Genomic DNA, 14,434 nt, shown 5'->3' with positions numbered 1-14,434 from the left:
GGTGCTCCTTACTGTTGCCGGATGTCGCGGATGCAGATGGCCCCTGTCATCTCGCGGTGCGAGCCGTCCTGGTAGGTGATGGCGATGCACAGGTCCGTGTTGTCCGTGCCGTCGTAAAGCGCATTGATCAGCTCGGCGTAGCGCTCGTTTATGACCTTGCGCCGGATCTTTCGCGTGCGGGTCAGTTCGCCGTCGTCGGCGTCCAGTTCCTTGAAGAGCAGGGCGAAGCGCGTGACCTCGGTGCCGGGCTGCAGGGACGGATTGATGGTCCGGATTTCGGACTCGATCAGGTCGTAGAGTTCGGGTTTGGCCGCCAGGTCCTGGTAGGTGGTGTAGGTCAGGCCCCTGGACTCGGCCCAGCGTCCCGCGATGTCGCCGTCGAGACAGATGATGGCGGTAATGAAATCGCGCTTGTGGCCGAGAACCACGGCTTCCTGCACGTAGGTCGAGAACTTGAGCTTGTTTTCGATGAACTGGGGCGAGAAGCGCACGCCCTTGCCCGTGGTCATGACGTCGGAGAGGCGGTCGATGATGACCAGCTGGCCGTTGTCCTTGAAGAATCCGGCGTCGCCGGAATGCAGCCAGCCGTCGGTGATGGTCTCGGCGGTGGCGGATTCGTTGCCGAGGTAGCCCTTGAACACGGCCGCGCTTCTGGACAGGATCTCGCCTTCTTCGGAGATGCGGATCTCGGTCTCGGCGATGGGTTCGCCCACGGACTCGAAGCTGACCGCGCCGTCGCGGTGGATGCAGGAGATGCCCGCGATCTCGGTCTGGCCGTATATCTGTTTCAGGTTCACGCCCAGGGCGTGGAAAAAGGTGAAGGTGTCGGGGCCAAGCGGCGCGCCGCCCGTGGACGCCGAACGCACGCGCGAGAAGCCGAGCCGGTCGCGCAGGGCCCGGAAAAGTCCCCAGTCGGCCAGACTGTTGGCCATGCGCAGGCCCGCCGACGGCGTTTCGCCGCGCAGCACGGCGCCCGCGTACTTCAGCCCCACGGGCATGAAGATGTTGAAGAGAAAGCGCTTGAAGCGGGTTGTCTCCATGATGCGCACGCGGACCTTGGCGGCCATGTTCTCCCAGACCCTCGGCGGCGAGAAAATGAGGTGCGGCCCGATCTCGCGGATGTTTTCCTGCACCGTGTCCGGCTCTTCGGGAAAATTGACGCAGAATCCGAACAAAAGGGCCGAGGACACGGCCATCATCTGCTCGCCCATCCAGGCCAGGGGCAGGAAGGACACGAATTCGTCGCTGGCGCGCTTGGGATCGGACAGTCCCAGGTTCCAGGCCATGGACAACAGGTTCCTGTGCGAGAGCATGGCCAGCTTGGGACGTCCGGTGGATCCAGAGGTGGTGGCGATGAGCGCCGTGTCGTCGGGGGAGACGTTCTCTATCCACTGCTCGAATTCTTGCGCGCGGTCCTTGCCGAGGGCGCGGATCTCATCGAAGGATTTGAGCCCCGGCGCGTCGTAGCCGATCAGTCCTTTGGAATCGTGATAAATGATGTATTCCAGCAGTGGCAGATCGCCCCGGATGGACAGGACCTTGTCGACCTGCTCCTGGTCCTCGGCCACAACCAGCCGCGCCCTGGAGAGCTCGAAGACATAGCCGATCTCTTCTCCGGGCGAGTCCTGATACAGGCCGAGGGACACTCCTCCCAGGCCCTGGATGGCCAGCTGGGCCCAGAGCCATTCCGGGCGGTTGTCGCCAATGATGACGATGATGTCTCCCCGGCCAAGGCCCAGGGTCTTGAGACCGGCGGCGAATTCGGAGGTGATGGCCCAGTATTCGGCATAGGTCACGGGTTTCCAGATGCCCAGGGTCTTTTCGCGCAGGGCCGTGCGGCCGGGACGCTTGCGGCTGTTTTCAAGGAGCAGCCTTGGCAGGGTGGTATCGTACGGAGCGGTCATTCAGCGTCCCTTATACAGGCCGTCATCGTCGCCAAGATAGGCGCTGATGACTTTGGAATTGTTCTGGATTGCCTCTGGCGTGCCAGTGGCCAGGACGCGGCCGAAATCGAGCACAACGACATGGTCCGAGATGTCCATGACCACGCCCATGTCATGCTCCACCAGGAAAACGGTCACGCCCCACTCCTCGTTGATGTCGAGAATGGAGCGGGCCATGTCCTCGGTTTCTTCCAGGTTCATGCCCGCCATGGGTTCGTCGAGCAGCAGCAGTTCGGGCTCGGCGGCAAGCGCGCGGCCGAGTTCGACCTTTTTCTGCACGCCGTATGGCAGGTGCCCGGCAATCTGGTGTCGGTACGGGGAGAGGCTCAGGAAATCGATGATGTCCTCCACGCGTTCACGATGACGGGTCTCTTCGGCGCGGGCCTTGCCCAGATAGAAGATGGAGGCCAGCAGGCCGTAGCCCAGTCGCGAATGTCGGCCGACCATGAGGTTGTCCAGGACCGAGAGTCCCCTGAATAGGGCGATGTTCTGGAAGGTCCGGGCCAGACCGAATCCGGTGCGTTTGTGTGCGGGCACGCCGGTGAGCTCCCGGCCGTCCATGCTGATATTGCCCTTGGTCGGGGTGTAGCGGCCGGAGATGCAGTTGAGCATGCTGGTCTTGCCGGCGCCGTTAGGCCCGATGAGAGAGGTGATGCTGCCCTTCTGAACGGAGCACGAGACCCGGGACAGGGCCGCCACGTTCTTGAAGGCCAGGCTGACCTCCTTGATTTCGAGCAGGGCGCTACTGCCATTCATGCTTGAAATCCTCGGGTCCGACCACGTCGTATCCGGCTTTCTGCAGTGCGGCCGCGATGGACGAAGGGTTGGGCGTGTCCACGCGGATGACGACCATGCGCCGCTCCCGGTGCGTGAAGGTGCCGGTGGAGATGATGGAATAACCCATGGAGTCGATGATGCCCGAGACTTCACGCAGCACGCCGGGACGGTCCACGACTTCGAAAACGATGCGCGAACCGCCCTTGCCGTAACCCATCTCTTCGGCCAGCACTTCGAGCATGATGGTACGGTTGATGTAGCCGATGAGGTCGCCGTCGGCGTTTACCACGGCCAGACCTGCCAGGTTCTTGGCGTGCATGAGCATGGCCGCGGCCTCGATCTCCGTCTCGGGGGTGACGGGCGTGATGTCCTTGCGCATGATCCGCCCGACCGTGAGCTTGGACAGGAGATAGTTGATCTCGTGTTTGTCCAGGCCCGTGACCAGGGAGGGCATGGCGGCGCTGATGTCTTCGGTGCGGACGTACCCGATCAGTTTTCCGTCCTTGACCACGAACAGCATCCAGAGTTGCTGCTCATCCATGAGCCGCTGTGCGTCCTCGACGAGTGCTTCAGGTGGCATCGCTATGAAATTATTAAGCATTTTGAGCCCGACAAACATGATTGCTCCTTTTTCGTCGTGTGCGGGAATGTTCTCCTCTTAGAAAGGTTCGTGCCAAAAGGAGGCAGTCGTGCAAAAAAGGCTTCGGATAGTGTGCGAACGTAAATTAATATTGAATAATTTCAGAAAATTAAGTGCTTGTCGGCAGTTTTTTTGCGGCAGGCTGATTTTATGGTCAATGCGTGGTTCTGGTAGAATCGGGAAGCGATAAAGCAACTTTTGTTGATAAATCGCGGCTTCATACAGCAGGGTCCCTGGAAACGACGCAGTGAGCTCCTCGCAACTTTCGTTGCTTCGGCATTAAAAGTTGCGAAGTGCGGTGAAAAAAGAAGACCTCTTCTTGCGTTGTCCATACAGAAAGGTTAAATTTTTTTTAAATCTGTAAAAATTGAATATGCGTAGATTTTCCTCGGGCACCTCCTCAAGCTGGTCGTGCCCGGAGTAAAAATGGAGGCGTCCATGCTGGGTGTCCGAGTGGCGTGTTGCCTTGTGTTCGTTTTTTTTGGAACGGTCGCCCTGGCCCGGACGCCAGTGGTCCTGATCATCGAAAGTTATCACCCTGTGCTGACCTGGACCGCCCAATGTGAGGAAGGCATTCGCAAGGCCCTGGGCGGAGGATTTGATGTCCGCTCCTTCTTCATGGATACCAAGCGAATTCCCGAATCGGATTTTGCATTGAGCGCGAGCAGGGCCTGGGAAGCTTTTGAAAGCATCGAACCCGATCTGGTCATGCTCGGAGACGACGACGCATTGAGTATGCTCGGTCCGCGAGTGGCGGAAACAGACACTCCGATTGTCTATTTCGGCATCAACAACAATCCGCGCAACTACTTTTCGAAACTGCCCCGCAATATGGCAGGGGTGTTGGAACGCACCCCGGTGACCCCCTGGCTGCGGCATCTGACCGAAATCATGCCCCTGGCCCGTCGCGTCCTCGTGTTGCTGGACAGTAGCCTGACTTCGGATTCCATTATAGATCTGGTTTTTCAGGGCCGCGCGTCTATCCACGTCGGAAAGCTGTACGTGGAATTTCACGTGGCCTCGGACTGGGCCGACTGGCAAGATCGGGTTCGCAAGGCTTCGGATTATGATTTTTTGCTCACGCCCACTTTTCACGCTTTGCGGGGACCTGAAGGCTATATCGACATCCCGGTCGTGGTTTCGTGGACATCCGCCAACAGTCCGGTCCCGGTCTTCTCTAATCAGGATTACACTGTCGGTGAAGATGGTTTCACCGGCGCACTGGTGCTGTTGGGCACGGAGCATGGGCGCCTCGCCGGGGAGATAGCCCGTGGAATTCTGGAAGGAACGTTTTTGCCTCAGAGCGCTCCATTCTTGACGGACAGAGTGGGACAATTTTACTTCAGCCGGAAGCAACTGGAGCGGTTTGACATTCTTCTTCCCGAAACAATTCGGGGCGACGCCCATTTTTTTGACTGACCTCGCATTGTTTTCTTTTTGATCTTTTCAGTTCCCCTTCGTCGATATCTTGCCGTTTACTACCGCCCAGCCTTCCTCAATTGAATTCCGGTCGGAGAGTCATTTTTTGCAAAGTGAGTCCGGTTTTGTTGACGTGCCTGTTGACATACCGGGTTGGCGGGGGCATTTTGAACATGGTTTCATTATAAAACAAGGGGGGGCGCGTGGGACGCAGGAGAAAATGCAGGTTTGTGGCCGATGTGCCTGCCGTGACGATTTTCAAGCCCGTGGGTGTTCCCATGGGGCAACTTCACGGGGTGGTGCTGGGTCTCGATGGTTTCGAAGCCATGCGCTTGGTGGACGGCGAAGGGATGAGCCAGGCGGATGCCGCGGCGCGGATGCAGGTCTCCCGGCCAACCCTGTGCCGCATTCTAGGAGAGGCCCGGACCCAGACGGCGCGGGCCCTCTCGCGTGGCTGGGCCATACGCATAGATATTGACGGAGAGCACACCGTCACGGGTGTGGATTTTGAAAAAACGACCCCATGTTGCACGCGTGGCAAGAGCTGCGCCAAGGGTATGGGGCAAATTCAGGGAGCGCGATCATGCCAGGACGAACAGGACAGGGTGGTGGACGAGGACAAGGCGGCGGTGGACGAGGCCAGGGCGGTCGAGGCCAGGGCGGACAGGGTGGTGGATGTCGCGGAAAGCGTCCCGGGTGCGGCGCCGGAGCCGGCGCCCAGGGTGGAGCCGGACAGGGGCGCGGGCGTCGTGACGGATCCTGTCTGACGGATGACAAGGCTTCGGCTTCTCCGGGGATTGACACAGTGAAGTCCGAGGAATAAATGCTCGTTTGAGCAAAACGGAGGTGCCATGCCACGACCAAGAAAATGTCGCCGCATTGAAGGATGCCCCAAGGCGTCGTTTTTCAAACCGCAGGGAATTCCCCTGCGCGAACTGACGGAAGTGTATATGCCCATGGACGGGTTCGAGGCCCTGCGTCTTTCCGATTACGAGGGCCTGGGCATGGAGGATGGCGCGGAGCGCATGCATGTGTCCCGTCACACGTTCGGGCGGATTCTCGGCGATGCCCGGCGCACCGTAGCCAGGGCCCTGGTCGAGGGCCTGGCTTTGTACATCGCCAACGATGCCGGCGTGTCATGCGCGCAACTATACCCGGACCGTATCGCGGCCCGCGACAAGGAGCTTTATATGACCAGAATCGCAGTAACCAGCGAAGGCCCGAACATGACCGATCGCGTTGATCCCCGTTTTGGACGGGCCGGGGGTTTTGTCGTTGTCGACGTTGAAACCATGGCTTCGACCTATGTGGACAACGGCGCCTCCCAGACCATGAGTCATGGGGCGGGCATCCAGGCCGCCGAGAACATTGTCAATGCCGGGGCCGGAGTGCTGCTGACCGGATATGTCGGCCCCAAGGCTTTCGCCGCACTCAAGGCAGGCGGGGTCAAGATCGGCCAGAATCTGGACAACATGACCGTGGCCGAGGCCGTGGCCCTCTACAGGGACGGCAAGGTCGACTTCGCTGATGCCCCTAACAAATAGGATGCGCTCATGATTGTAGCAGTCGCGAGCGGCAAGGGCGGCACAGGCAAGACAACAGTCACGGCCTCCCTGGCCGTGTCGTGGCCGAAAGTCGTGATGGCCGTGGATCTTGATGTGGACGAGCCCAATCTGCATCTGTTTTTGAAACCGCAGATCACGGAAATCGAAACTGTGACTCTGGAAGTTCCGGAAGTGGACGAGACCAGGTGCACATTCTGCCGTGCGTGCGCCGAGCTGTGCCAGTTCAAGGCCATCGCGGTCATGGGCAAAGCCATCCTGACCTTTCCCGAGATGTGCCACGGCTGCGGCGGGTGCATGGCGATCTGCCCAGAAGGGGCCATCGGGGTGACCACCCGTGAACTGGGCGTCATGGAGCGGGGATCGGCCAGGGGCCGGATCTCCTGCCTGACCGGGCGGCTGCGCGTCGGCGAGGCCATGAGTCCGCCGCTCATGCGCCATGTGCGGGTGCGCGTGACGGCCGAGGCGGAGCTTCAAGGTGCGGACATCCTCATCGACGCGCCTCCGGGCGTGAGCTGCCCGGCCATGTGCGCCGTGGCCGACAGTGATGTCATCGTGCTGGTCACCGAACCCACACCTTTCGGCTTCTATGATTTCACCTTGGCCTGGGAGGCGTTCTCGCCGCTCGGCAAGCCCATGGCCGTGGTCGTCAACCGCGCCGGTCTGGGCGACGGGCGGGTCTACGACTTCTGCCGGGAGCACGGTCTGCCGATCGTGGCCGAGATTCCCTACCGCCGCGACATCGCGGAACACTATTCCAGGGGCCACGTTCTGGCCGAGCTTGACGAGGGGTTGAAGGAGCAGTTCGCTGGACTGTGCAGCATCCTGGCGAGCCTGACCAAGGAGGGGGATCATGCATGAGATTGTCGTGATCAGCGGCAAGGGAGGAACGGGCAAGACTTCCCTCACGGCGGCCTTCGCCCATCTGGCCGAGAACAAGGTCATCTGCGACCTGGATGTGGACGCCCCTGACATGCACCTGCTCCTTGCTCCCAAGGTTGTGCGCGAGGAGGCGTTTTATTCCGGGCACGAGGCCGTCATTGCTGAGGATCGCTGCTCCGGATGCGGAACTTGTCTGTCCATGTGCCGTTTTGGCGCGGTGGCGGCCGACGGCGATGCATACCGGATCGATCCTGCACGCTGCGAGGGGTGCAAGGTCTGTGTGGCCTTCTGCCCGGAAACGGCCATCGATTTTCCGTCCCGCCATTGCGGCGCATGGTATGTGAGCGACACGCGTTTCGGGCCCATGGTCCACGCCCAGCTTTTTCCGGGCCAGGAAAATTCCGGGCGGCTGGTCAACGAACTCAAGAAGGAGGCGCGGCGATTGGCCGAGGCGTACGGCCATGACCTGATTTTGTGTGACGGCTCACCGGGCATCGGCTGCCCGGTCATCAGCTCCCTGTCCCAAGCCACCCTGGCCGTGATCGTCACCGAACCTACGCCGTCGGGTGTGCACGATCTGGAGCGCGTGGCGGCCCTGTGCGATCATTTCCGCATCAAGGTCGCGGTGATCGTCAACAAGTTTGACCTCAACGCTGAACAAACCGCGCGCATCGAGACTTTGTGCCGGGAAATGGGCTACACGCTGGCCGGACGCCTGCCCCACGACAACGAGGTGACCAGGGCCATGGTCCGCCGTCAGGCTGCTACGGAAGGCGGCGATACAGATTTCGGTCTCCATGTGCGACATGCCTGGACGACCATCCAAGGGCTTTTGAATAGATAATTCACAAATAAGGAGAGAGTATGGAAAAGGCGAGAATCGCGGTCCCTTCTACTGTTCCCGGGGGGCTGGAAGCGGAGGTCGGCGCTCATTTCGGGCATTGTGACCTCTACACCATCATCGACGTGGAAAACGGTGCCGTCACTGCGGTCAGCACTCTACCCAACGTGCCGCACCAGCAGGGCGGCTGCATGGCCCCGGTCCAGCATCTGGCCGGCAACGGCGTGAACCTGCTCATCGCCGGCGGCATGGGCATGCGCCCGCTCATGGGTTTCAATCAGGTCGGCATCCAGGTTTATTACGGTGCCGGCGCGCCGAGTGTCGGAACGGCCGTGGACGCGCTCCTGAAGGGCGCGCTGGTTCCCTTCACCCAGGAATACACCTGCGGCGGCGGACACTAGCCATCCTCCCTGGCCGGGTCCTTGCCTGCGGAGGCCCGGCCTTTTTTCCCGAATCAAGGAGGGAGCCATGAAGGTGGTCATTCTGACCGGGCGCCGGGAATCCCTGGAGGATTTCGTCCGCGGCCTCGGTGTGGACATCGATTGGGCGGAAGAAGCCACAGATGTCCTGAACCGGGCCGGAGCCGGGAACTGGGGAGGCGTCGTCGTCGACGCCATGACACCGGGCATGGACTACAAGGCGTTTCTGATGGATCTGCTGCGCGTCAACGCCATGCTCAACACCGTGGTGATCACGGACATGGGCGAGGACGCGTTTCATGAGGACAGCGAAGGCCTTGGAGTGCTGTGCGCGGTGCCCGCCATGCCGACAAGCGAACACGGCGAGCAGGTCGTTACGAGGCTCAGGCGGATATCCGGACTGGTCTGATCGGCTGATCCGGTGGCGGACCGGCCGTCACGTCACGCAGAAGGGCGCTCTGACGAGTGCCTGCGGCGCACGGCTTCCTGAAGCCTGCGCAGCGTATCTTGCAGCATTTTCCTCTCCACGGGTTTGGAGAGGTACAAGTCCATGCCCGCTTCCTGAAAAAGCTGGCGTTCGCCGGGCATGGCATAGGCGGTCATGGCCACGATGGGGATGCCCGGGTCGAAGTCTCCGGACGCGTCCGCGCGAATGCGCCGCGTGGCCTCGACGCCGTCCATGACGTCCATCTGGATGTCCATGAAGACGCAGTCGAAGCGGGCTTCGCGGAGCATGTCCATGGCCGCGGCACCGTTGGTGGCGGTCCGGACCCTGTGTCCGAGTCGTTGCAGCATGGCCGAGGCCGCCATTCGGTTTATTTCGTCGTCCTCCACCAGAAGGATATCGAGGCTGTCTACGGCTTCGCCGCTTGTCTCCGAGGGAGGCTTCGTCCCGGACTCTTCGGCCGTGTTCACGGCCAGGGGGAGCATGACGTACGCGGATGTCCCCTGTCCCTCCTCGCTGTCCAGGGCCAGCGTCCCGCCCATGACGTCGACCAGGTGCCTGCAGATGGACAGCCCCAGGCCGGCTCCCTGTTCCCTGCGCGTGAAACTGCCGGCGACCTGCACGAAGGGTTTCCCCAGGTGGCTCAGGCGGTTGTCCGGGATGCCGATGCCGTTGTCCGAGACCACGAAGAGCAGGCGGGCCGTGTTTTCGTTCAGGGGCCTGAGGGCGCTCACCCCGACCCGGATTTCCCCGTGGTCGGAAAATTTCATGGAATTCCCCACCAGATTGAAGAGAATCTGTCGGACCCTCATTTCGTCCCCGATCAGGAACTTGGGCACGCCCGCGTCCACCTCGAGCACCAGCGGGATGCCCTTGTTTCGGCTCAAGGGGCCGAAGGTCTCGGTCAGGGCCGTCAGCACGTCGTCGAGGTCGAAGGGCTTCTCGGCCAGCTGCATGCGGCCGGCCTCGATGCGGGACAGGTCCAGAATGTCGTTCAGCAGCCGGGACAGCCTGCGGCCCGATCTGATGGCCATGTCCGCAGATCGCGCCTGCTCCTGGTCCAGGTTCGTGGCCTTGAGGATGTCGAGCATGCCCAGGAGGCCGTTCAGGGGCGTTCTGATCTCGTGGCTCATGTTGGCCAGGAACACGCTCTTGGCCCTGTTGGCCTCTTCGGCTGCGTCCTTGGCGGCCCGCAGTTCACCGGTTCGCGCCGCGACCATGTTCTCCAGCTTTGTCTGATCCTCGACCACCCGTTCGATCATGGCGTTGAAGCTCGCACCCAGATCGCCGAATTCGTCCGCCGACGCGACGGGTATGGGTTCCGTGCGCTGGCCGGCGGCCATGATGCGGGTCACCTGGACCAGCCGCTTCAGCGGGTCGGCGATGATTTTCGACAGGTACCAGGTGAAGAACAGGGGGAGGACGACCAACAGCAGCGCCGTGGTCGTATAGAGCAGGCTCTTGATCCTGTAGTCGGCTTCCTGGGCGTCCTGCAGGTCATGCAGGCTTTTCCGGGCACGTTCGCGAAGGACTGCATGGGACTCGGTCAGGGAAGCTGCGACAGTGGCAGCCTGCCCGTGCACATTTTCGAGCTTGCGGACATTGGCCAGACAGTCGGCTGCGGCGCTGTACACCCCGAACAGAGCAATGCGCATGGCCGTGTCGTCCTCCGGACCCTCGCGGCGTGATGCCGCCTTCTGGATGGCTTCCAGCCGTTCCGGAAGCGCGCCGATGTTTCCCACTGAACTTTCGACTCCATCCGTTTTCCTGCCGAGAATGGCCGCAAGAGATGCCCGGATCTCGGAGCCCGGCACCTCCGCGATGGCCTCGACGAGATCCCGTTGCCTTTTGGCCACAGCCGACTCCAGGGCGCTGCGCTGGTCGCTCAGGAGCACGGATTGTCTCAGTGTCAGGCGCAGGGCGCGCAGGAGTCCGGTGAGATCCCCAGGACGGGGGCTCTGCCCGGACATGGTTTCCGGGGCGGCGACGGACAGCAGGGCCTGGGCCTCCTCGATGAGCGCGGCGGCCTTCTCGGCCACGCCGATGTCCGCGGTCCGGGCGTACCAGGTAATGAGAGGCTCCATCTCGTCGACGATGTCCGCGGTCCTCGACGTCAGGATGACCGTGTCTCCGAGGTGCTGTGTTTGGCGGTAGGCGAGCACATTGACAAGGCAAATCAGGACCGTCAGGGCCACGAGCAGACCGAAGCCGAGCAGCAGCTTGGTGGAGATGGGCATCGAGGCGAACCGTCGGCACAGGCCGTCCGCGCCGGCGGGGAGGGAGTCGGGCGTCTTGCTATTCATGAGGGAGGTTGCGGACCTTGGCATCGAGCCTCTGCAGGATCTGGGGCGCCAGATCCGGGAAGGCCAGAAATTCCGTGAAGGCGTTCAGCCCGAGTTCGGCCACGTCCGGACGTGCGGCGAGATCGAAGTTGAAGGCCCAGGACGGGGCCTTACCGATGAGCGGCAGGATGATCTTCTGCGCCTCCGGGTACTTGCCGGGATCGACACCCAGGCGGGGCACGATGTTGCCGCCGGTCCTGCTGATCATGAGCTGTACGTCCTCTCGGGTGAAGTGGCGCAGGACGTCCATGGCCCCCTCGGGGTTCCTGGCATCCCTGGGGACGATGAGCCCGTCTACGGGGCCCACGGACACCATGGGCAGGCCGGGTTCGATGGCCGGGAAGGGGAACATGCCGAAGTCCCTGCCCGGGACCCAGCCCATTTGCTCTGAGGACAGGTAGCCGAACAGCCAGCTGCCCATGAGGGTCATGGCGGCCCGTCCCTCGACGAGCAGCCGGCCTGCGCCCGTGTCCCAGTCCGTCCCGATGGGGTCTGGGTTGAAGAAGCCTCTGTCGACGAGTTCCTTCCACAGGGCGAAGGCCCGCATGACCTGCGGGTCCGTGTAGGCCGCCTTGCCCAGCATGAGGTGCTGGCGGTACTCGGGGCCTGCCGTGCGCAGCAGCAGGTAGTCGAACCAGAACTGGGAGGGCCATTTGTGCCGGGCGCCAAGGGCCAGCGGCGTTACGCCGTTCGACCTGATGGTCTCGCACACGCGCAGGAACTCGTCCCAGGTTGCGGGTGGGTTCAGGCCCAGGCGCTGGAACAGCTTCCTGTCGTAGATCATGGCCACCAGATGCTGGGTGATGGGCAGGAGGTACTTGTGGCCGTCGTAGGACACGGCGGATTCGACCAGCGAGGGGCTGAAGTGTTCGCCGAGCCGCTCTCTTTCCCAGAGTTCGTCGATGGGTTGCAGCTTGTCGACCAAGGTCGAGGTGCGCATGCCGGCCCAGTAGCTGTAGATGTCGGCGGGGCGGCCGGCGTCCAGGTCGGCCGTGATGGCGGTCTTGAACGCCTCGTGGTCCAGGGCGTTGCCGATGAGTTCATAGGTTTTGGACGCGGCGTTGTAGCTGGCCACGGCCTCCTCCATGCCCGACCCGGCCGTGCCTTCGAAAGACCAGTAATGGGAATAGTAGACCCGTTGCTTCGGGTTTGGAACCTGGGCCTCCTCGCCGCACGCCCCGAGAAGGATCCCAAGGGTCGCGAGCGTGAGAATGAGTCCTCTCATCGTGATGCCCCCGTCGTTGCAGGATTTGGAGCCGGTCGGCGGGACGCTCCTTTCGCGTTGCGAAAGGCGGCGATTTCATGATGCTGATATTGTGCATGATGACATGAAAGAGTGGTCGCCGCAATGGCTGGAAAGACAGGGGCGGGTCCATGGTCAGGGCATGGGCCCGAGCTCAGAGGCAGGGCGGCAGGAAAATGGTCCGGCCGATGGTGCGGGGGCAGCGTCCGGGTGAGTGCCGACCGGCAAGCACGGGTTCCGTGCGGCAGGTCGGTGAACCGGGGCGGATCCCGCCGGGCGTGCACGGACGGAACGAGCTGATGGGGCAGGGGGGACGGACGGGCCGCCCCCCTGAATCGCGACGTGACTAGTTGTACTCGTTCATGGCCGCGTCGGCGTAGGTGTCTTCGAGCACCTTGCGCAGACGGAAGGCGCCTTCGATCATTGGGGCGAGCTTGGGCAGGCCGTCGATCTTGTCGACATAGCTGAAAGCGCCCATGACTTCGGCCAGACGGCGGGTCTCTTCGCTGCCGTGTCCGGTGAAGAGAACGACCTGGATCTTGGAGTTGATGGCCTTTATCTGTTTGAGGGTCTCGATGCCGTCAATGCCGGGCATCTCGATGTCGAGAACCACGACATCGTAGCTTTTCTTCTTGACCATCTCGAGGGCGTCGTCACCTGTGTGGGCCACGTCCGGGGACACGCCGTACAGGATATTCAGGCGGTCGGCGAGAATGCGGCAGAGATCCTTCTCGTCGTCAACGATCAGAAGCTTCATCTTGTTCATGTTCATTCCTCCTTGGCAGATGCCGGTTCTTCCGGCCCGTTATGTTCGTTGTGTTCATGCACGGCCATGGGCACCGTTATGGTGAAGGTCGAGCCATGCCCAGGCGTGCTGCGCACGGATATGCTCCCTCCCATGGCCTCGATGATGCCGTGACAAATAGCCAGCCCCAGTCCAATCCCCTTGCCCACATCCTTGGTGGAGAAAAAGGGTTCGAAAATTCGTGTCAGCAGATGCTCTTCGATGCCGCAGCCTGAATCCTGGACCGAAATACTCAACCAGGCGTCTTCGAGTGTGCCCTGCAGGCGCAACAGGCGTTCTTCGGCGGGCGTCGATTCGAGCGCGTCCAGGGCATTGTCGACGAGGTTGCCCAGGACCTGGCCCCATTCCGAATTCGGCAGCTGAATTTTGTGCAACTGTGCAGGCCAGAGCTGTTCGACCTTTGCGCCTATCTGCTGGACCCTGTTCCTGCGAGCGCCCAGGACTTCCTGCACCAGTTCGGGGAGATTCGTGGTCGCCCCCTTTTCGTCCAAGGCGCAGCGCAATGTCAGCAGCTTGGAGGTGATGGCCTTGCAGCGCAGGCCCTGGCGCCGGATCAGGTCGATGGATTCGAGAATCTGCTCCCGGCTGTTGTTCTCAAGGGTCGACTCGTCCAGGATTTCTTCGATCCAGCCAACCTCATTGAGCACGACCTGCAACGGGTTGTTGATCTCGTGGGCCACGCCCGTGGCCAGTTCTCCCATGGCGGCAAGCTTGGCCGTCTCGGCCATGCGCTGTCTGGACATGGTCTCCATCCGACGCCCTTCGGCCTCGCCGATGGCTGCGACAAGGGTGTTTATGTCCGTCGGTTTGGTCAGGTAATCCCTGGCGCCGCCCTTCATGCCGGCGACAGCCGTGCCCAGCGTGGTGTCCGCCGTGAGCAGAATCACTTCCGGCGCCGGCTTTTCGGCCCGCAGGATGTCCATGGTTTCCAGCCCGCTCATGCCCGGCATGGTGATGTCAAGGATCACGACCTCCGGCGCAAAGGTCCGCGCGACCTCCAGTGCCTCCTGGCCGTCGTACGCTGTCCGGACCTCCATGCCGCGCGTGCGCAGCCGCTCGGAGAGCAGGTCCGTGAAATCGCGTTCGTCGTCAACGACCAGGACTCGTACCATATCG

The 14,434-nt window shown here is 61.9% G+C and carries 13 protein-coding genes and 1 pseudogene; 7 read left to right on the top strand and 7 right to left on the bottom strand.

The annotated features are described in order from the left end of the window. Positions 1-8: 8 nt before the first annotated feature. From CVU60_05125 to CVU60_05115, 3 genes are read right to left on the bottom strand one after another with little or no spacing between them, the layout of a single operon-like run. Positions 9-1,904: a long-chain fatty acid--CoA ligase gene (locus CVU60_05125; GenBank protein ID PKN42739.1), complete on the bottom strand. Its 1,896-nt coding sequence runs from the start codon at positions 1,902-1,904 to the stop codon at positions 9-11. Next, on the bottom strand, positions 1,905-2,699 hold the full coding sequence (locus tag CVU60_05120) for an ABC transporter ATP-binding protein (protein PKN42738.1): 795 nt from the start codon (positions 2,697-2,699) through the stop codon (positions 1,905-1,907). It lies immediately after the preceding gene. Beyond that, a complete protein-coding gene (locus CVU60_05115; protein ID PKN42737.1) occupies positions 2,686-3,339 on the bottom strand; it encodes an acetoin utilization protein in 654 nt (217 codons plus the stop codon). The genes CVU60_05120 and CVU60_05115 overlap by 14 nt, the downstream gene beginning before the upstream one ends. Positions 3,340-3,786: 447 nt before the next feature. Here CVU60_05115 and CVU60_05110 point away from each other — a divergent pair, with 447 nt between their 5' ends. The 7 genes and pseudogenes from CVU60_05110 to CVU60_05080 all read left to right on the top strand — a co-directional run bounded on the left by CVU60_05110 (position 3,787) and on the right by CVU60_05080 (position 8,892). Continuing rightward, positions 3,787-4,779: a hypothetical protein gene (locus CVU60_05110; GenBank protein PKN42736.1), complete on the top strand. Its 993-nt coding sequence runs from the start codon at positions 3,787-3,789 to the stop codon at positions 4,777-4,779. Positions 4,780-4,982: 203 nt separating this feature from the next. Next, a pseudogene (locus CVU60_05105) lies at positions 4,983-5,192 on the top strand (hypothetical protein). Between the two features lie 438 nt (positions 5,193-5,630). Then, positions 5,631-6,323 carry a hypothetical protein gene (locus tag CVU60_05100; protein PKN42735.1) on the top strand — a complete coding sequence of 231 codons (693 nt, stop codon included), beginning with the start codon at positions 5,631-5,633 and terminating at the stop codon, positions 6,321-6,323. Positions 6,324-6,332: 9 nt separating this feature from the next. Further along, positions 6,333-7,202: a (4Fe-4S)-binding protein gene (locus CVU60_05095; protein PKN42734.1), complete on the top strand. Its 870-nt coding sequence runs from the start codon at positions 6,333-6,335 to the stop codon at positions 7,200-7,202. After that, positions 7,195-8,067: a (4Fe-4S)-binding protein gene (locus CVU60_05090; protein ID PKN42733.1), complete on the top strand. Its 873-nt coding sequence runs from the start codon at positions 7,195-7,197 to the stop codon at positions 8,065-8,067. Before CVU60_05095 ends, CVU60_05090 begins: the two co-directional genes overlap by 8 nt. A gap of 20 nt (positions 8,068-8,087) precedes the next feature. After that, positions 8,088-8,465 (top strand): dinitrogenase iron-molybdenum cofactor biosynthesis protein, encoded by a 378-nt coding sequence (locus CVU60_05085; GenBank protein PKN42732.1) that lies wholly within the window; start codon positions 8,088-8,090, stop codon positions 8,463-8,465. Between the two features lie 67 nt (positions 8,466-8,532). After that, on the top strand, positions 8,533-8,892 hold the full coding sequence (locus CVU60_05080) for a hypothetical protein (protein ID PKN42731.1): 360 nt from the start codon (positions 8,533-8,535) through the stop codon (positions 8,890-8,892). Between the two features lie 32 nt (positions 8,893-8,924). Here CVU60_05080 and CVU60_05075 read toward each other — a convergent pair whose 3' ends face one another. From CVU60_05075 to CVU60_05060, 4 genes are all read right to left on the bottom strand, one after another. Next, positions 8,925-11,255 (bottom strand): hypothetical protein, encoded by a 2,331-nt coding sequence (locus CVU60_05075; protein ID PKN42730.1) that lies wholly within the window; start codon positions 11,253-11,255, stop codon positions 8,925-8,927. Continuing rightward, positions 11,224-12,495 carry a hypothetical protein gene (locus CVU60_05070; GenBank protein ID PKN42729.1) on the bottom strand — a complete coding sequence of 424 codons (1,272 nt, stop codon included), beginning with the start codon at positions 12,493-12,495 and terminating at the stop codon, positions 11,224-11,226. Before CVU60_05070 ends, CVU60_05075 begins: the two co-directional genes overlap by 32 nt. A gap of 364 nt (positions 12,496-12,859) precedes the next feature. Further along, positions 12,860-13,285: a response regulator gene (locus tag CVU60_05065; protein ID PKN42728.1), complete on the bottom strand. Its 426-nt coding sequence runs from the start codon at positions 13,283-13,285 to the stop codon at positions 12,860-12,862. Then, positions 13,282-14,430, bottom strand: coding sequence for a hybrid sensor histidine kinase/response regulator (locus tag CVU60_05060; GenBank protein ID PKN42727.1), 1,149 nt, complete (start codon positions 14,428-14,430; stop codon positions 13,282-13,284). The genes CVU60_05065 and CVU60_05060 overlap by 4 nt, the downstream gene beginning before the upstream one ends. Positions 14,431-14,434 lie beyond the last annotated feature (4 nt).

The sequence above is a fragment of the Deltaproteobacteria bacterium HGW-Deltaproteobacteria-18 genome, from assembly GCA_002841885.1.
Taxonomy (GTDB): domain Bacteria; phylum Desulfobacterota; class Desulfovibrionia; order Desulfovibrionales; family Desulfomicrobiaceae; genus Desulfomicrobium.
Note: the sequence above shows the minus strand (reverse complement) of the source record. Positions and strands in the feature narration are given on the sequence as shown.